The sequence below is a fragment of the Arenibaculum pallidiluteum genome (assembly GCF_017355985.1).
Taxonomy (GTDB): Bacteria; Pseudomonadota; Alphaproteobacteria; order Azospirillales; family Azospirillaceae; genus Arenibaculum; species Arenibaculum pallidiluteum.
This window is the reverse complement of sequence record NZ_JAFIQU010000009.1, coordinates 102,014-117,973: the sequence shown is the minus strand read 5'-3', so window position 1 is coordinate 117,973 and position 15,960 is coordinate 102,014. Positions and strand designations below refer to the sequence as shown.

The following is a 15,960-nucleotide window of genomic DNA, read 5'->3' as shown; positions in this document are numbered from 1 at the left end:
AGATCAGGATTCGTGAAAGCCATGTCCGAGAAGCTGACCGGAGCGGAAATCCTCATCAAGGCCCTGCGCGACCAGGGCGTTGACGTCATTTTCGGATATCCCGGCGGCGCCGTACTTCCGATCTATGACGCGCTCTTCAAGCAGAACGACGTCCGGCACATCCTGGTCCGGCACGAGCAGGCGGCGGTCCATGCCGCCGAGGGCTACGCCCGATCGACGGGAAAGGTCGGCTGCGTGCTGGTGACCTCGGGGCCGGGGGCGACGAATGCCGTCACCGGACTCGTCGACGCGCTGATGGACAGCATCCCCATCGTCTGCCTGACCGGGCAGGTGCCGACCCACCTGATCGGCAACGACGCCTTCCAGGAGGCGGACACGACCGGCATCACCCGGCCGGCCACCAAGCACAATTATCTTGTCAAGCAGGTGGACCAGCTCGCCCGCACGGTGCATGAGGCCTTCTACGTGGCGCGCACCGGCCGTCCGGGCCCCGTGCTGATCGACCTGCCGAAGGACGTCCAGTTCGCCGAGGGCACCTACACCGCCCCGCAGGAGGTCCGGCACAAGACCTACCGGCCGCAGGTCAAGCCCGAGATCGCGCGCGTCGAGGAGGCGATCGAGCTGATCGCCTCGGCGAAGCGGCCGATCCTCTACACCGGCGGAGGTGTCATCAATTCCGGGCCCCTGGCATCGCAGCTGCTGACGCAGTTCGCGCGCATGACCAACATCCCGGTCACCAGCACGCTGATGGGCCTGGGCGCCTTCCCGGCCTCGGACCCGCAGTGGCTCGGCATGGTCGGCATGCACGGCACCTACGAGGCCAATCTGGCCATGCATGGCTGCGACGTGATGATCAATCTCGGAGCGCGCTTCGATGACCGCGTGACCGGGAAGCTCTCGGCCTTCGCGCCGGGATCCAAGAAGATCCACATCGACATCGACCCGTCCTCCATCAACAAGAACGTGGCGGTCGACATCCCCGTGGTGGGCGACTGCGCGCATGTGCTCGAGGACATGATCCGCATCTGGAAGGCTCGACAGAAGCAGCTCGACAAGGCGGCTCTGAAGAGCTGGTGGGCCCAGATCGGCACCTGGCGGTCGGTCGACTGCCTGCGCTACCAGCGCACCGACAAGGTCATCAAGCCGCAATACGCGCTCGAGCGCCTGCGCGAGCTGACCCGTGGCCGCGACCCCTACGTCACCACCGAAGTCGGCCAGCACCAGATGTGGGCGGCCCAGTTCCTGCCCTTCGAGCAGCCCAACCGCTGGATGACCTCGGGCGGCCTCGGCACCATGGGCTACGGCCTGCCGGCGGCCATCGGCGTGCAGATCGCCCATCCGGACGCCCTGGTGGTGGACGTGGCGGGCGAGGCCTCGATCATGATGAACATCCAGGAGCTCTCGACCGCGGTGCAGTACAAGCTGCCGGTCAAGATCTTCATCCTGAACAACCAGTGGATGGGCATGGTCCGTCAGTGGCAGGAGCTGCTGCACGGCTCGCGCTATTCCGAGAGCTATTCCGAGGCGCTGCCCGACTTCGTGAAGCTGGCCGAGGCCTTCGGCTGCGTCGGCCTGCGCGCGACCTCCGTCGACGAGCTGGACGGCGTGATCACGCAGATGATCGAGACCCGTCGTCCGGTTGTGGTTGACGTCTGCGTCGACCAGAAGGAGAACTGCTTCCCCATGATCCCCGGCGGGAAGGCCCATAACGAAATCCTGCTCGGCCCCGACGACAAGCCGGGCCAGGCGACGCCGGAGGAAGGAATGGTCCTGGTATGAGCGCCGAGTCCGACACGCTCGCCCCTCCCAGGCCCTCTCCGTCCTTCATGGAGTTCCGACCCATGGACCCGATCATCGAGAAGCACACAATCTCCGTGCTCGTCGACAACGAGCCCGGCGTGCTTGCCCGAGTCATCGGCCTGTTCTCCGGCCGCGGCTACAACATCGAGAGCCTGACCGTCGCCGAGACGGATGCCGAGCAGAAGCTGTCGCGCATCACCGTCGTGACCAGCGGCACGCGCATGATCATCGAGCAGATCAAGGCGCAGCTCGACCGCCTGGTCCCCGTGCACAAGGTGCGCGACCTGACGGACGAGGGACCGCACATCGAGCGCGAGCTGGCGCTGATCAAGGTCGCCGGCACGGGCGAGCGGCGCATAGAGGCGCTGCGCCTGGCCGACATCTTCAAGGCGCGGGTGGTCGACGCCACCCTGACTTCCTTCGTCTTCGAGATGACCGGGGCGGTCGACGAGCTCGACGATTTCATCGGGCTGATGCGCCAACTCGGACTTGTGGATGTCAGCCGGACCGGCATTGCCGCCATTTCCAAAGGGCCCGCGGCCCTGTAACGAACGAAACGCGTTTTAAAATCCCTTTCTCCAACGACCTTCCCGGCAGGAGCCGGGCCGGGCCAGCAACGAGGTGTCCATCATGCGCGTCTATTACGATCGCGACGCAGACGTGAACCTGATCAAGGGCAAGAAGGTCTGCATCGTCGGCTATGGCAGCCAGGGCCACGCCCATGCCGCCAACCTGCGCGACAGCGGGGTGAAGGAGGTGATCATCGCGCTGCGCCCCGGTAGCGCGACGGTCGAGAAGGCGCGCAACGCCGGCTTCACCGTGATGTCGCCGGACGAGGCGGCCAAGATCGCCGACGTGGTCATGATGCTGACCCCGGACGAACTGCAGGCGGACATCTACCGCGACCAGCTTCACCCCAACATGAAGCAGGGCGCGGCCCTGGCCTTCGCGCACGGGCTGAACGTCCACTTCAACCTGATCGAGCCGCGCAAGGACATCGACGTCTTCATGATCGCGCCGAAGGGCCCGGGCCACACCGTGCGATCGGAGTACCAGAAGGGCGGCGGCGTGCCGTGCCTGGTCGCGGTGCACCAGAACCCGTCGGGCAACGCCCTCGAGGTGGCGCTGTCCTACGCCTCGGCGGTCGGCGGTGGCCGCGCCGGCATCATCGAGACGACCTTCAAGGAAGAGTGCGAGACCGACCTGTTCGGCGAGCAGGCCGTTCTCTGCGGTGGTCTGACTGCCCTGATCATGGCTGGCTACGAGACCCTGACCGAGGCCGGCTACGCGCCCGAGATGGCCTATTTCGAGTGCCTGCACGAGGTGAAGCTGATCGTCGACCTGATGTACGAGGGCGGCATGGCCAACATGCGCTACTCGATCAGCAACACGGCGGAATACGGCGACTACACGCGCGGCCCGCGCGTGGTGACGGCAGAGACCAAGGCCGAGATGAAGCGCATCCTGGACGACATCCAGTCCGGGCGCTTCACCCGCGACTGGATCTCGGAGTGCAAGGTCGGCCAGCCCAGCTTCAAGGCCATGCGCCGCCGGCATGCCGAGCACGATATCGAGAAGGTCGGCGAGAAGCTGCGCGCCATGATGCCCTGGATCGCCGCCAACAAGCTGGTGGACAAGGCGAAGAACTGAGGGTAGGTCCGGGCGCCTAGGCGCGCCCGGACATCCGGCGTGGTGGGCGCTGCCCGGTATCCGGGCGGCGCCCTTTCCATGGGGGAGAAGACCTTGACCGACACCAGGGCGACCGACACCAGGGCGACCGACACCAAGGCGATGAGGGCGGGGACGGCCGACGCGGCGGGGGGAGCGGCGATCCCGGCCGAACTGCAGCGTCTGCGCGAGAGCATCGACAACATCGATGCCGCCCTGGTGCACCTGCTGGCGGAGCGGTTCAAGTGCACGCAGCGGGTGGGCGAGCTGAAGGCGCAGCATGCGCTTCCCCCGGCCGATCCTGCCCGGGAGGCCGCCCAGATCGCGCGGCTGCGGCGCCTTGCCGAGGCGGCCCATCTGGATCCGGCCTTCGCTGAGAAGTTCCTGAACTTCATCATCGCGGAGGTGATCCGTCATCACGAGGCTCTGCGCGCCGAGCGAGGCTGACGCGCCGGAGACGGGCCGGCCTGGATCGTAACGGAGCCGGGCGGGGGCTGTTGACATGGGAAAAGGGGAATCGCCCCCTCGTCAGCAAGGAACGCCCATGTCAGACCGCAGGCATCCCAATCCCGACACGCCGGCACCGCCGAGCGAAGGCACCATCGATGGCGGCTTCGGCGCGGCCCGCGTTCCGCAGCGTCCGCGCCCCGAACATGGTCCGATCGGTGTGGATGCCGGCAAGGCAGAGGCGCTCGGCATGCGCCCCAAGGGCGTAGCCGAGGACAAGCCCGCCGAAAAGCCCCGCAGGCGCTGACGGTCCGCACCGCTTCCGAGCCTTCCGGAGAGTCCCATGGCCGACGACAAGCGCTCCGATCGCGAGCAGTCCCATGAATCGCCGAGCGCCGAGGCGGCGCGCGTCCAGCCCGAAGCCCCCATGACGGCGAACCAGGCCGGGCGCCTGCGCACCCTATCCGCCGAGGCGGGCGTGCCCTTCCAGGAGGATGCCGCCATGACTGCCGCCGAGGCCGAGCGGCGGATCCACGATCTGCAGAACCGTAGCGGCTACGGCGACGACCCGCCAAAGCCCGTTCCCGAGAAGCCGAAGGGTGCCTGAAAGCGGAACGCCGCCCCTGGCGGGGGCGGCGTTCGTTCGACGGTGCCGACCATTCTTTGCCGCCGCGGCTTCGTGACGCCGCGGCGCTTTCCCGTCCTACGCGCGGCGCCGGCCCTGGACGTGGCTGCCGTAGCCGAGGCCGATCAGCGCCTGGCGCAGGGCCAGGACCGCCTCGCGGCGCTTCTCGGGGCTGGCGGACTTCGGGAACTGCATGACCTCGGCGACCTTGTCCATCTCGGCCTCGTTGCCCTCGAGGCGGAGCTCGCCGTCCATCAGGCGCCGCAGGGCCTCGCGGCCGCGGCAGAGGCGGGACTTCACCGTGCCGACCTTGGCGCCGAGGACGTCGGCGGCCTCCTCGTAGCTCATGCCCTCGAGGCCGATCAGCAGCAGCACCTCGCGCATCTCGGGGGTGAGCTGGGCCAGGGCTCTGTGCAGGTCGCGCATTGCCAGGCCGTGCTCCTGGCCCGCGGGTACCGGCGGGCTCAGCGCCTCAAGCGTGTCGTCGGGCGCCGTGGTGGTGCGGGCGCGGCGGAGCTCGTTGATGTGGGCGTTGCGAAGGATCGTGAACAGCCAGGCGCGCATGTTGGTGCCCGGCGTGTAGCTGTCGAGCCGGGTCAGCGCGCGCTCCAGCGTATCCTGCACCAGGTCGTCCGCGCGCTCGGGATGCCCGACCAGCGCGCGTGCGAAGCGGCGCAGTGCCGGAATTTCCTGCTCGAGGCGGGCCAGGGTGTTCTCGGTCATGGGAGCCTCCAAAGCCGTCCCGGTGGTCATGTCAGCCTCGGTGTTCTTGTTCGCACGGCACGTCGGCGGGCGCCGGCATGCCGTCCTTGTCTGCTTAACAATATGTAAAGATCGACGGTCAGCGCGACCGTCCAATGGGGAGGAAAATCTCTTCTTTTCGTCATAAGGCTATGCGTCGTATGATCCGATCGAAAGTGGTGAGTGTTCAGGGTGCAGTGCGGGGCATTCTTATGAAATGCGGTATTGTTCCCTTGTCATTCCTGGGAAAGCGGCGGTTTCTACTCCGCTTCGGGGGAGTCGCGCCCAGACCGGCCGTCAGTGTCTTCTGTCCTTTGGGCAGGTCGCCTTGGCGCCCGTCATATGCGACATGCGGTGGTCATATGGGTAGCCCGCCGAATGGCTTCGTCCGCCTTAAGCAATTGGTTACCAAAAACCTGAAGACTGCGCCTGCCGAACTCAGTGCTTGAGCGCGGCATGGCATTCATCTAGGAACACGCTGGTGGCGAGCACGCGCCGCCAGCAGGCTGCTGCGGCCGTTCCCAAACCGACGAGTAAGCTCGACCCATGCTCTCCAGACTGCTCGGCTTCCTTTCGGCCGATATGGCCATCGACCTCGGCACCGCGAACACGCTGGTGTACGTCAAGGGCCGCGGTATCGTCCTGAACGAGCCGTCGGTCGTGGCGATCGCCAACGTCCGCGGCAAGAAGCAGGTTCTCGCCGTCGGAGACGAGGCGAAGATGATGCTTGGCCGCACGCCCGGCAACATCCAGGCCATCCGGCCCCTCAGGGACGGCGTGATCGCCGACTTCGAGGTCGCCGAGGAGATGATCAAGCACTTCATCCGCAAGGTGCACAACCGGCGTAGCTTCGCCAGCCCGGAGGTGATCATCTGCGTGCCGTCGGGCTCGACGGCGGTGGAGCGCAGGGCCATCCAGGAATCGGCCGAGAGCGCCGGCGCACGCCGCGTCTACCTGATCGAGGAGCCCATGGCGGCCGCCATCGGCGCCGGGCTCCCCGTCACCGAGCCGACCGGCTCCATGGTCGTCGACATCGGCGGCGGCACCACCGAGGTTGCCGTGCTGTCGCTGGGCGGCATCGTCTATGCCCGCTCGGTCCGCGTCGGCGGCGACAAGATGGACGAGGCGATCATCGGCTACATCCGCCGCACCCATAACCTGCTGGTGGGCGAGGGCTCGGCCGAGCGCATCAAGAAGGAGATCGGCTCCGCCTATCCGCCGGAGGACGGCGAGGGCCGGATCATGGAGATCAAGGGCCGCGACCTGATGAACGGCGTGCCGAAGGAGCTCATCATCTCCGAGCGGCAGATCGCGGAATCGCTGGCCGAACCCGTCTCGGCCATCATCGAGGCGGTCAAGGTGGCGCTCGAGCACACTGCGCCCGAGCTGGCGGCCGACATCGTGGACAAGGGCATCGTGCTGACCGGCGGCGGGGCGCTGCTGGGCAATCTGGACTACGTGCTGCGGCACGCCACCGGCCTGCCGGTGTCGATCGCCGATGATCCCCTTTCCTGCGTGGCGCTCGGCACCGGGCGTGCGCTCGAGGAAATGAAGACCCTGAAGAACGTCCTGATCAGCATGTACTGAGCAGGACGGCGAGCAACCCGGAAGCGGGCGGCTCCGCCGCCCAGCCCCAAGGCCCGAGTGGAAAGCGCCCGTGAAGTCACGCGCCAACGGCTCCGTTCTCCGCCTTGCCGCCCCGCTGAGGGCCTTCGCGCACCGCTTCTCCTTCGCCCTGCTCCTGATGGCGGCGGTCGGCCTGATGATGGTCGGCAAGGCGGACACGGTCGTGGTCGAGGGCGTCCGAGCCCGCATCGTGGACGCCTTCACACCCATCCTCGGGGCCTTCTCGGCCCCGGCCGCTTCGGCGGCCCGGATGATCGAGGCCGCCGACGAGCTCGTGCGCCTGCATGCGGAGAATGACCGGCTGCGCCGCGAGAACGAGCTGCTGACCCAATGGCAGCAGGCGGCGCTGCGGCTCGAGGCCGAGAACCGCAGCCTGCGCGGGCTGCTGAACGTGCAGGCCGACCCACAGGCGAGCTTCGTGACGGCCCGCGTGGTGGCGGATGCCGGCGGAGCCTATGTCCGCTCCCTGATCGTCACGGCGGGCCGGCGTGACGGCGTCAAGCGCGGCCAGGCGGCCCTGTCGGGCCACGGGGTGGTCGGGCGTGTCGTCGAGGTCGGCGAGTGGTCCTCGCGCATCCTGCTGATCACCGACCTGAACGCGCGGCTGCCCGTCGTCGTGGAGCCGTCGCGCACGCGCGCCGTGCTGGGCGGCGACAACGCCGACCAGCCGCGCCTGCTCTACCTTCCGCCCGAGGCGCCGGTCTCGGTGGGCGACCGTGTCGTCACCTCGGGCCATGGCGGTCTGATGCCTGCGGGGCTGCCCGTCGGCGTGGTGTCGTACGCAGGTGAGCGTGGCGTGCGGATCCAGCCCTTCGAGGATCTCGGCCGCATCGAGCACGTGCAGCTCGTCGACTTCGGCGGGACCGGATCGCTCGTCGGCGACACCGGCCCGGCGGTGGAGCCCGCGGAGAAGGTGGGGATGGGCCGCCAGCCATGATGGGTGGCTTCTGGCACAAGCTCGACCAGGCCGGCCGCAACGTCGCACCGCTCTCCACCGTCCTGGTCCTGATGCTCGTCGGCATGGTGCCGCTCCATCTTCCGGGCTGGGGCCCGGTGGCGCCGCAGCTCGTCCTGATGGCACTCTTCTACTGGGCCATTCACCGCCCTGACCTGGTGCGCCCGTCGCTCGCCTTCCTGATCGGCCTGCTGCAGGACCTGCTGACGGGCATGCCGTTGGGCGTCAACCCGCTGGTCTACGTGCTGGTCTACCTGGTCGTGCTGAGCCAGCGCCGCTTCTTCCTGATCGGGTCCTTCGGCATGCTGTGGCTGGGCTTCGCACTGATCGCGGCGGGCGCTTCGGCGGTCTACTGGATCGCCGTCTGCGTGCTGAACATGTCGCTGGTCCAGGCAGGGCCCGCGGCGGCCCAGGCGATCCTGACCATCGCGCTGTTCCCGATCTTCTCGTGGATCTTCATGCGCCTGCACCGCGCCTTCCTGCTGGAAGCCTGAGATGGACCGGGACAACGACCGCTACCGGCTGCTGACGCGGCGCTCCCTGGTCCTGGGCGGCATCAAGCTGGGCCTCGTCTCGACCCTCGTCGGGCGCATGTATTACCTGCAGGTCCTGGAATCCGACCGCTACACGATGCTGGCCGAGGAGAACCGCATCAACATGCGGCTGGTCGCTCCCTCGCGCGGGCAGATCCTCGACCGTTTCGGCGTGCCGGTCGCGATCAACCGGCAGAACTTCCGCGTCGTCGTCGTCTCCGAGCGTGCCCGCAAGGCGGACCGGAACCTCGAGCAGACGCTGATGCACCTCTCGGAGCTGATCGAGCTCACCGAGAGCGACATGAAGCGGGTGATGCGCGAGATCCGGCGCAAGCGGGCCTTCGTGCCGGTGACCGTCAAGGAGAACCTGACCTGGGAGCAGGTCGCCCTGATCGAGATCAATGCTCCGGACCTGCCGGGCGTCTCCATCGATGTGGGCGAGATCCGCAGCTATCCCTTCCAGGGCACGACCGCGCATCTGCTGGGCTATGTGGGCGCCGTCGCCGAATCCGAGCTGAACGGAGATCCCGTGCTCTCCCTCCCGGGCTTCCGGATCGGGAAGAACGGGGTCGAGAAGTACCACGAGAAGGATCTGCGCGGCGTCGCCGGCAACAGCCAGCTCGAGGTCAACGCCGTCGGCCGCGTGATCCGCGAGCTCGACCGCAAGGAGCCCGAGCCCGGGCGCGACGTGACGCTGACCATCGACATCGGGCTGCAGCAGTTCGTGCAGGACCGGCTTACCGCCGAGGACAGCGCCGCTTGCGTGGTGATGGACGCCCATACGGGCGGCATCTACGCCATGTGCTCGCATCCGAGCTTCGATCCCAATCAGTTCACCCAGGGCATCCCTGCCGATCTCTGGGAGGAGCTGACTACCCAGCCCACGCACCCGCTGACCAACAAGGCCATCGCGGGACAGTACGCCCCGGGATCGACCTTCAAGATGGTCGTCGGCCTGGCGGCGCTGGAAGCTGGCATCGTCAACACGCGCCACAGCGTCTTCTGCTCGGGCCACATGGATCTCGGCGACCACCGGTTCCACTGCTGGAAGAAGCACGGGCACGGGTCCCTGGGCTTCGTCGAGGCGCTGGCGCAGTCCTGCGACGTCTTCTTCTACGACCTGTCGCGGCGCATCGGCATCGACCGGATCCACGACGTGGCCAAGCGCTTCGGCCTCGGCCAGCGCCTGGAGCTCGACATACCCGGCGAGCGGTCGGGCCTGATCCCGAGCCGTGAATGGAAGCGCGCCTATCTCGGCAAGCCGTGGACCGGCGGCGAGGACCTGAACGCCTCGATCGGGCAGGGATATGTGCTGGCGACGCCCCTCCAACTCGCGGTGATGACGGCCCGGCTGGTCAATGGCGGCTTCGCGGTGAAGCCGCATCTCACCAAGCAGGTCGAGCGCAGCTACGCCGAGCAGACGGAGTGGCCGTCCATCGGCGTCCAGAAGGCCCATCTCGATCTGATGCGCCAGGGCATGTGGGCGGTCACGAACGGGCCGACGGGAACCGCGCACAAGGCCCGCATCCCGGAGCCCGGCTACGAGCTCGGCGGCAAGACGGGGACCAGCCAGGTCCGCCGCATCACCATGGCCGAGCGCAGCACGGGCGTTCTCAAGAATGAGCAGCTGCCCTGGCGCGAACGCGACCACGCCCTGTTCGTCGGCTACGCCCCCGCGCACAACCCGCGCTACGTCTGCTCGGTGATCGTCGAGCACGGCGGCGGCGGCTCGTCCGTCGCTGCGCCCATTGCCCGCGACGTCCTCTACGAGGCGCAGAAGCGCGACGTGGCCCGTGGCGTTGCGCTGACGGCCCAGGCGCCGGCCGAGCCCGGCCGCGTCATGGCGCCGCCGATCGCCACCGTGGGCGGCCAGCGGAACGGTGGCTGAGCGCGCATTTCGCCCCTCGACAAGCCCAGGGATAGCCGCTATATCACGCGCCTCACGAGGCGACGCCCCGAGCGGCGCTGCAGTGGGCGCATAGCTCAGTTGGTAGAGCAGCTGACTCTTAATCAGCGGGTCCAAGGTTCGAGTCCTTGTGCGCCCACCACTTTAAGGGCCCGGAAGCGAGAGCTTCCGGGCCCTTTCCATATCCAGCGCGGGCGTGGAGCCAGGCTTGCGCTCCTCAGAGGCCAAGCCGATCGGCCTCAATCCCGGTACGGATCGCGCGGGCGCAGGAAGCGCCCTTCGGAGAGGCCGAGATCCTGCCGCATGCCCTCGGTCAGCGTATCCGGATCGAGGGCCGGCCTGCGCCGTGTCCACAGGCCAACCAGGGCGCGGACCAGGTCCATCTGTGGAAGCATGGGGAGCGATGGGCGGGCGAGCGATATGCGAGCCATGGCGTGCGTCCCTCCGTCGACGTCGTGCGGCAGCTTCGCCGAGGGGGGCGCGGCTTTCCAACGAAAGCGCTGCGGGTTATCATAAGGCCTGCTTATGGGTCGTCCATGCCGCTGCCGCCCTTGTCCGCCGTCCGCTGCTTCGAGGCCGCAGCCCGCCACGGAAGCTTCACCCGCGCCGCCGAGGAGCTCGGCCTGACGCAGGCTGCCGTCAGCTACCAGATCCGACTGCTCGAGGACCGGTACGGACCGCTCTTCCTGAGAAAGCCGCGTGGCGTGGAGCTTACCGAGGGCGGGCGGATCCTGGCGCCACGCGTGAGCGAGGCCTTCGCTGCCCTGAACGCGGCCTTCGACGGGCTGGAGATGCGCTCCGACGGCGTGCTGTCGATCACGGCTGCCACTACCTTCGCCTCCAACTGGCTGGTGCCGCGGCTGGGCGGCTTCCAGCACGCCCATCCCGGAATCACGATCCATCTCGACACGACGGCGCGCCTCGTCGACTTCAGCCGGGAGGAGTTCGATCTCGGCGTACGCGTTGGTATCGGCGGCTGGCCGGGGCTGGTCGCGCACCGGCTGATGCCCGAGGAGTTCACGCCGATGCTCGGCCCGGCGCTGTTGGCAGCCGCGGGCCCCCTGCGCATCCCGGCCGACCTGCTCCGGCTGCCGCTGATCGAGCCCGGGGACCCCTGGTGGCTGGAGTGGTTCGGCGCGGTCGGGCTCCAGCCCGGCGACCTGGGGGGACGCGCGGGGGTGCGGCTCGGCACGCAGCAGCTCGCCGGCAGCGCCGCCATGGCAGGGCAGGGCGTTGCGATCCTGAGCCCCCCCTTCTTCAGGCGCGAGATCGAGACCGGCAGCCTGGTGGCTCCCTTCCCGCAGGTCCATGTGACGCGGGCCAGCTACTGGCTGGTCTACCCCGAGGCGCGCCGCAGGTCGCGAAAGGTCCGCGCATTCCGGGACTGGCTTCTGGGCGTCATCGCCGAAAAGTCGGGGGCGCAGCAGGCCGCCCCTTCCGGCTGAGGGGATTTCCGCGCGCCGGATCGCAAGGCGACGGGTCAGGCCGGGAAGGTCACGCGGACCTCGGTGCCGCCGGTGCCGCTCGGCCCAGCCGCGAGCGTCGCGCCGATCTGGCCGGCGAGCGCATCCGCCAGCATCATCGCCGCATCCGCCTCGGCATCGAAGCCGGCGGGAAGGCCGCGGCCGTTGTCGGCCACCAGCAGCTCGGCCGTCGCGGCATCGGTGCGCCGCAGGTCGATCCGAATCCACCGGTCGTGCGGGTAGGCGTGCCGAAGGGCCGTGGTGACGATCTCGTTCAGGATGAGGCCGAGCGGCACGGCAAGAGACAGCCCCACGGTCATGGATTCGGTCTGAATCCGGGTCTCGACCCCGGCCGCCCCGGCGAGCGAGGCGCAGGTGGTGGTCGCCAGCTCTTCGAGATAGCGGCCCAGCTCGACCTCGGTCTCTGAATTCGATTCATGGAGGTGGCGATACGCGATGGCCAGCGCCTCGATGCGCTGGAGAGTCTGGTCATAGGCCTGGCGCGCCTCGGCGTCGCGGATCCGCGCGCTCTGCAGCTTCAAAAGGCTGATGACGAGTTGGAGGCTGTTCTTGGCCCTGTGCTGCAGCTCGCGCAGGGCGGCTTCCTTCTCCTGGAGCGCCTGGCGCAGCCGTTGCGTCTCGTCTTCCAAGGCTTCGCGCACAGGTCGGTCCATCGCTTTCCCGGGCCGATTGCCGGCGGGCCCGCCGCCGCACCGGACCGCTCCGGCCGCCAGCGAGCCGGAATGGTGCTGAGTTGTACCGCAGCCATGCCCAGCCACAAATATCATTTCCGGCGTAGCCAGAGGTGGCATCCGGCTTGGCTGTAGAATTTTATTAAAGACTATAAAGAATCTGATACACTTTGCTCGCCGCCGGCGGATTACCCGCCGCGAGGCACTCCCGTCAGCTGCGGTTTCTGCAGCCCAGCTAGGGCTGTTCAATCGCCCAGCAGGCGCGACCAGAAGCTCTTCTTCTTGGGTGGAGTCCTGCGGGCGGGCGGCCTCGCGGTTGGCGCCTTCCTGAGGACGAACTCGTCGCGGAAGCGGTTGAAGTCGTCGGCGCGGCCGAACTTGAAGCGCACATGCAGGATCGGCGTCTTTCCGCCGCCGGTCTCCTCCATGCCGAGGAATTCGAGTCCCCACAGACCTTTGACATTGGCGCGGATCCAGTCCTCCGCCTCGTCAACCTTGCCATGCCCCTTGAACTCGTGGGTGATCTCGAAGGCGTATCCGGACATGGGCCTCTCCCGCATTCGGCACGAAAGTGCTAACGCCGGTTCGGGACGAAGGCAAGGGGCGGCCTGCCCGGAAAGGCCGTTGCGCAGGACCGGCGCCGTGGCAATGTCCGGCCATGCCCTGCCGTACCAGACCGATCTTCCGCTTCGCCGCCATCGCCCTCCTGTCGGGATGCTCGCTGATGGTGGCGGGCATCCGCTCCGAGCCCATCCCGCTGGACCCCGACCGGCCGGGCGTGACCCGCGCCGGGGAGTTGGACTTCGTCGGGGCGCTTGCCCTCGATGCCAGCCAGGTGCCGGGATTCGGCGGCCTGTCGGGCCTTTGGATGAGCCCGGACCGAAGCCGCATGGTTGCGGTGACCGACCGCGGCGGTCTCGTCGGGGCCGAGCTTCGCCATGATGGGCATGGCCGTCTGATCGAGGTGCGGGACGTGCGCGTCCGGGCCCTGCCGGATGCGGACGGACGCCCGGCTAACGGCAGTCGTGCCGATGCGGAGGACCTGGCGCGGCTACCGGACGGCCGCTGGGTCGTCTCCTTCGAGCGGCGGCACCGCATCCAGGTCCATGCCCGGAATGCCGACCGGCCGGACGGCCCCGCCACGGTGCCGCCGGCCCCCAGGGGCTTCGGCGCAATGGACGGCAATTCCGGCGTCGAGGCGCTGGCCGCATTCCCCGACGGGCGCCTCCTGGCGATCGAGGAGGGGCCGGCCGGGCGGGCGCTGCACCAAGCCTGGATCTGGGACGGCGAGGAATGGGCGGCGCTTTCCTACCTTACGCGGTCGCCTTTCCGGCCGACGGCCGCTGCGATCCTGCCCGACGGAGGGCTGCTGGTTCTGGAGCGGCGGTTCGGGGTGATCAGCGGCTTCGGCAGCCGGATCGTCCATGTCCCTGCTGCAACCGTCGCCGCTGCCGCGGCGGGCGCCCAGGGCGCCGCCCCGGGCGGGCTGCTCGAGGGGCGCGAGCTGGCGCGCATCGAGCCGCCGCTGATCTCCGACAACTTCGAAGGCATCGCCGTCCTTCCTGCGGCCGGCGGAGGCCTCGACATCTACCTCCTGAGCGACGACAACTTCATGCCGTTCCAGCGGACGATCCTGGCGCAGTTCCGCTGGCAGCCCTGAGGCTCACTCTCCCGCCGCCACGCCTTCGCGCCGGGGATCGGCGCCCCCGATCAGGCGCCCGTCGCGGAACTCGATGGCGTGCAGGCCGCTATTCTGCTCGCGCACGGCCACGGGGTGCCCCATGGCCTCCAATGCCGGCTTCAGCGTCGCCGCGTCCGTGCCCTCCTCGAGCTCGGCGGTGCGGCCGAGCGTGACCGCATGGGGTAGGGCCACGGCGCGCGCGGCATCGAGCTTCCAGTCGATCACACCCATGATCGAGCGTGCGACATAGCCGATGATCCGCGCGCCGCCCGGCGAGCCCGTCACGAGGCGGGGCCTTCCATCGGGCCCGAAGACGAGGGTGGGAGCCATGGAGGAGCGCGGGCGCTTTCCGGGCTCCACCCGGTTGGCGACTGGCCGCCCCTCCGCTTCGGGCAGGAAGGAAAAGTCGGTGAGCTCGTTGTTCAGAAGAAAGCCCCGGACCATCAGGTGGGACCCGAATCCGCCTTCGATGGTGGTCGTCATGGAGACGATGTTGCCGTCGCGGTCCACGATGGAGATGTGCGTGGTCGAGGGGATCTCAAGCGAGGCGTCGGGTGCCCAGAGAGATCCGTCGCGCCATGAGGGGTTGCCTGCCTTCGGCTCCGGCATGGCCCGGCCCCGGTCGATGGTCTGGGCCCGCAGCGTCAGGTAGGTCGTGTCCAGCAGCCCGCCGACAGGGACCGGCACGAAGTCGTCATCGGCGACGTAGAGGTTCCGGTCGGCATAGGCGAGCTTGCTGGCTTCCATGAACAGGTGGGTGGCCTCCGCGGACAGTGGGGCCAGGCCCGGCATGTTGAAATGCTCCAGCAGGCCGAGGATTTGCAGCACGGCGATCCCGCCCGAGCTCGGTGGCCCCATCCCGCACACGCGGTTGCGCCGGTAGGTGCCGCAGACGGGCTCGCGCTCGGCGACCTTGTAGGCCGCGAGGTCCGCTTCCGAGAGGCGCCCGGGGTTGCCCGGCGCCTCGCGCACGGTGCGCACGATGTCGCGCGCGATCTCGCCCTCGTAGAAGGCCGAGGGACCATTGGCCGCAACCGCTCGCAGCGTTGCCGCGAAGTCCGGGTTGCGCAGGAGCGTTCCGGCCTTCAGCGGCTGGCCCTGTGCGTCGAGGAAGTAGCTCCGCGTGGGCTCGAAGCGGCGCAGCGCGTCGGCGCTGGACGCGATCAGCGCGGCAAGGCGGGGCGAGACCTCGAATCCCTGCTCGGCGCGCTCGATGGCCGGGCGGAACAGCCGCTCCCAGGGCAGCCGGCCATGGGCCTTGTGGACGTGATCCAGCAGCCGCACGGTGCCGGGCGTGCCGACCGAGCGCCCGCCGACCACAGCCTCGCCGAAGGGCAGGGGCTTGCCATCGGCGCCGAGGAACAGGTCCGAGGTGGCCTCGGCCGGGGCCGTCTCGCGCCCGTCATAGGTGACGAGGCGCCCCGTCTTCGCATCGAAATGCAGCAGGAACGCACCGCCCCCGATGCCCGAGGACTGCGGCTCGACGAGGTTCAGCATCAGCTGCACCGCGATGGCCGCGTCGATCGCGCTGCCGCCCTCCTTCAGCACGTCGAACCCAGCCTGCACGGCGAGCGGATTCGCTGCTGCGACCATCATGGCCGCGGCCTCGACGGCCGGCTTGGCGACGAAGCCGGTGGCGGCCTCGGGGGCCGGCCGTGCGATCTCCTGCGCCAGGACCGGTATCGCCGCCAGCCATGCTCCAACTCCCAGGGCCAGGGCCTTCCGGACGGTCGTCCCGCGCATTCCGTTTCTCCTTCCTCCTGGACGTGGCCGAGCGTGCCGCAAGACGGCCGGCTTGCCCAGGGTGCTCCGCCGCGGCTAGG

At 68.6% G+C, this 15,960-nt stretch carries 17 protein-coding genes and 1 tRNA gene; 13 read left to right on the top strand and 5 right to left on the bottom strand.

What is annotated here, in order from left to right; translation table 11 throughout:
- Positions 1-21: 21 nt before the first annotated feature.
- The 6 genes from JUB13_RS18585 to JUB13_RS18560 all read left to right on the top strand — a co-directional run bounded on the left by JUB13_RS18585 (position 22) and on the right by JUB13_RS18560 (position 4,522).
- Positions 22-1,779: an acetolactate synthase 3 large subunit gene (locus JUB13_RS18585; RefSeq protein WP_207481614.1), complete on the top strand. Its 1,758-nt coding sequence runs from the start codon at positions 22-24 to the stop codon at positions 1,777-1,779.
- A gap of 62 nt (positions 1,780-1,841) precedes the next feature.
- The gene (ilvN, locus tag JUB13_RS18580; RefSeq protein WP_207481612.1) at positions 1,842-2,348 is read left to right on the top strand and encodes an acetolactate synthase small subunit; all 507 of its coding nucleotides are present in this window, start codon (positions 1,842-1,844) and stop codon (positions 2,346-2,348) included.
- Between the two features lie 82 nt (positions 2,349-2,430).
- Positions 2,431-3,450 carry a ketol-acid reductoisomerase gene (ilvC, locus tag JUB13_RS18575; RefSeq protein WP_207481605.1) on the top strand — a complete coding sequence of 340 codons (1,020 nt, stop codon included), beginning with the start codon at positions 2,431-2,433 and terminating at the stop codon, positions 3,448-3,450.
- A 93-nt stretch (positions 3,451-3,543) separates the two neighbouring features.
- Positions 3,544-3,915, top strand: coding sequence for a chorismate mutase (locus JUB13_RS18570; RefSeq protein WP_456237115.1), 372 nt, complete (start codon positions 3,544-3,546; stop codon positions 3,913-3,915).
- 97 nt (positions 3,916-4,012) lie between these two features.
- The gene (locus tag JUB13_RS18565; RefSeq protein WP_207481604.1) at positions 4,013-4,222 is read left to right on the top strand and encodes a hypothetical protein; all 210 of its coding nucleotides are present in this window, start codon (positions 4,013-4,015) and stop codon (positions 4,220-4,222) included.
- A gap of 36 nt (positions 4,223-4,258) precedes the next feature.
- Complete coding sequence (locus JUB13_RS18560; RefSeq protein WP_207481603.1) at positions 4,259-4,522, top strand: DUF3072 domain-containing protein; 264 nt, start codon at positions 4,259-4,261, stop codon at positions 4,520-4,522.
- Between the two features lie 96 nt (positions 4,523-4,618).
- Here the strand turns inward: JUB13_RS18560 and JUB13_RS18555 are convergent, their stop codons facing one another.
- On the bottom strand, positions 4,619-5,263 hold the full coding sequence (locus tag JUB13_RS18555) for a sigma-70 family RNA polymerase sigma factor (RefSeq protein WP_236025053.1): 645 nt from the start codon (positions 5,261-5,263) through the stop codon (positions 4,619-4,621).
- Between the two features lie 564 nt (positions 5,264-5,827).
- Here JUB13_RS18555 and JUB13_RS18550 point away from each other — a divergent pair.
- From JUB13_RS18550 to JUB13_RS18530, 5 genes are all read left to right on the top strand, one after another.
- Positions 5,828-6,868 (top strand): rod shape-determining protein, encoded by a 1,041-nt coding sequence (locus JUB13_RS18550; protein ID WP_207481600.1) that lies wholly within the window; start codon positions 5,828-5,830, stop codon positions 6,866-6,868.
- Between the two features lie 70 nt (positions 6,869-6,938).
- Entirely contained in the window at positions 6,939-7,844 is a 906-nt protein-coding gene (gene mreC / locus JUB13_RS18545; protein ID WP_207481599.1) for a rod shape-determining protein MreC, read from the top strand.
- Complete coding sequence (gene mreD, locus JUB13_RS18540; RefSeq protein WP_207481598.1) at positions 7,841-8,356, top strand: rod shape-determining protein MreD; 516 nt, start codon at positions 7,841-7,843, stop codon at positions 8,354-8,356. The genes mreC and mreD overlap by 4 nt, the downstream gene beginning before the upstream one ends.
- A gap of 1 nt (position 8,357) precedes the next feature.
- The gene (gene mrdA / locus JUB13_RS18535; RefSeq protein WP_207481597.1) at positions 8,358-10,283 is read left to right on the top strand and encodes a penicillin-binding protein 2; all 1,926 of its coding nucleotides are present in this window, start codon (positions 8,358-8,360) and stop codon (positions 10,281-10,283) included.
- 84 nt (positions 10,284-10,367) lie between these two features.
- Positions 10,368-10,443: transfer RNA gene (locus tag JUB13_RS18530), tRNA-Lys, on the top strand.
- 97 nt (positions 10,444-10,540) lie between these two features.
- On the opposite strand, the gene JUB13_RS18525 is transcribed toward JUB13_RS18530, so the two are convergent.
- Positions 10,541-10,732 (bottom strand): hypothetical protein, encoded by a 192-nt coding sequence (locus JUB13_RS18525; protein ID WP_207481596.1) that lies wholly within the window; start codon positions 10,730-10,732, stop codon positions 10,541-10,543.
- A gap of 105 nt (positions 10,733-10,837) precedes the next feature.
- On the opposite strand from JUB13_RS18525, the gene JUB13_RS18520 reads away from it, so the two are divergent.
- Positions 10,838-11,746: a LysR substrate-binding domain-containing protein gene (locus tag JUB13_RS18520; protein WP_207481593.1), complete on the top strand. Its 909-nt coding sequence runs from the start codon at positions 10,838-10,840 to the stop codon at positions 11,744-11,746.
- A gap of 35 nt (positions 11,747-11,781) precedes the next feature.
- Here the strand turns inward: JUB13_RS18520 and JUB13_RS18515 are convergent, their stop codons facing one another.
- Positions 11,782-12,438, bottom strand: coding sequence for a sensor histidine kinase (locus tag JUB13_RS18515; protein ID WP_207481591.1), 657 nt, complete (start codon positions 12,436-12,438; stop codon positions 11,782-11,784).
- Between the two features lie 263 nt (positions 12,439-12,701).
- Positions 12,702-13,001: a hypothetical protein gene (locus JUB13_RS18510; protein ID WP_207481589.1), complete on the bottom strand. Its 300-nt coding sequence runs from the start codon at positions 12,999-13,001 to the stop codon at positions 12,702-12,704.
- A gap of 113 nt (positions 13,002-13,114) precedes the next feature.
- On the opposite strand from JUB13_RS18510, the gene JUB13_RS18505 reads away from it, so the two are divergent.
- A complete protein-coding gene (locus tag JUB13_RS18505; protein WP_207481586.1) occupies positions 13,115-14,116 on the top strand; it encodes an esterase-like activity of phytase family protein in 1,002 nt (333 codons plus the stop codon).
- A gap of 3 nt (positions 14,117-14,119) precedes the next feature.
- Here the strand turns inward: JUB13_RS18505 and ggt are convergent, their stop codons facing one another.
- A complete protein-coding gene (gene ggt, locus JUB13_RS18500) occupies positions 14,120-15,880 on the bottom strand; it encodes a gamma-glutamyltransferase (protein WP_207481584.1) in 1,761 nt (586 codons plus the stop codon).
- Positions 15,881-15,960 lie beyond the last annotated feature (80 nt).

What these genes read in the sequence shown, in the direction of transcription:
- JUB13_RS18585 (WP_207481614.1), top strand. Translation starts at nt 22, where the DNA reads ATGTCCGAGAAGCTGACCGGAGCGGAAATCCTCATCAAGGCCCTGCGC.
- ilvN (WP_207481612.1), top strand. Translation starts at nt 1,842, where the DNA reads ATGGACCCGATCATCGAGAAGCACACAATCTCCGTGCTCGTCGACAAC.
- ilvC (WP_207481605.1), top strand. Translation starts at nt 2,431, where the DNA reads ATGCGCGTCTATTACGATCGCGACGCAGACGTGAACCTGATCAAGGGC.
- JUB13_RS18565 (WP_207481604.1), top strand. Translation starts at nt 4,013, where the DNA reads ATGTCAGACCGCAGGCATCCCAATCCCGACACGCCGGCACCGCCGAGC.
- JUB13_RS18560 (WP_207481603.1), top strand. Translation starts at nt 4,259, where the DNA reads ATGGCCGACGACAAGCGCTCCGATCGCGAGCAGTCCCATGAATCGCCG.
- JUB13_RS18555 (WP_236025053.1), bottom strand. Translation starts at nt 5,263, where the DNA reads ATGACCGAGAACACCCTGGCCCGCCTCGAGCAGGAAATTCCGGCACTG.
- JUB13_RS18550 (WP_207481600.1), top strand. Translation starts at nt 5,828, where the DNA reads ATGCTCTCCAGACTGCTCGGCTTCCTTTCGGCCGATATGGCCATCGAC.
- mreD (WP_207481598.1), top strand. Translation starts at nt 7,841, where the DNA reads ATGATGGGTGGCTTCTGGCACAAGCTCGACCAGGCCGGCCGCAACGTC.
- mrdA (WP_207481597.1), top strand. Translation starts at nt 8,358, where the DNA reads ATGGACCGGGACAACGACCGCTACCGGCTGCTGACGCGGCGCTCCCTG.
- JUB13_RS18525 (WP_207481596.1), bottom strand. Translation starts at nt 10,732, where the DNA reads ATGGCTCGCATATCGCTCGCCCGCCCATCGCTCCCCATGCTTCCACAG.
- JUB13_RS18520 (WP_207481593.1), top strand. Translation starts at nt 10,838, where the DNA reads ATGCCGCTGCCGCCCTTGTCCGCCGTCCGCTGCTTCGAGGCCGCAGCC.
- JUB13_RS18515 (WP_207481591.1), bottom strand. Translation starts at nt 12,438, where the DNA reads ATGGACCGACCTGTGCGCGAAGCCTTGGAAGACGAGACGCAACGGCTG.
- JUB13_RS18510 (WP_207481589.1), bottom strand. Translation starts at nt 13,001, where the DNA reads ATGTCCGGATACGCCTTCGAGATCACCCACGAGTTCAAGGGGCATGGC.
- JUB13_RS18505 (WP_207481586.1), top strand. Translation starts at nt 13,115, where the DNA reads ATGCCCTGCCGTACCAGACCGATCTTCCGCTTCGCCGCCATCGCCCTC.
- ggt (WP_207481584.1), bottom strand. Translation starts at nt 15,880, where the DNA reads ATGCGCGGGACGACCGTCCGGAAGGCCCTGGCCCTGGGAGTTGGAGCA.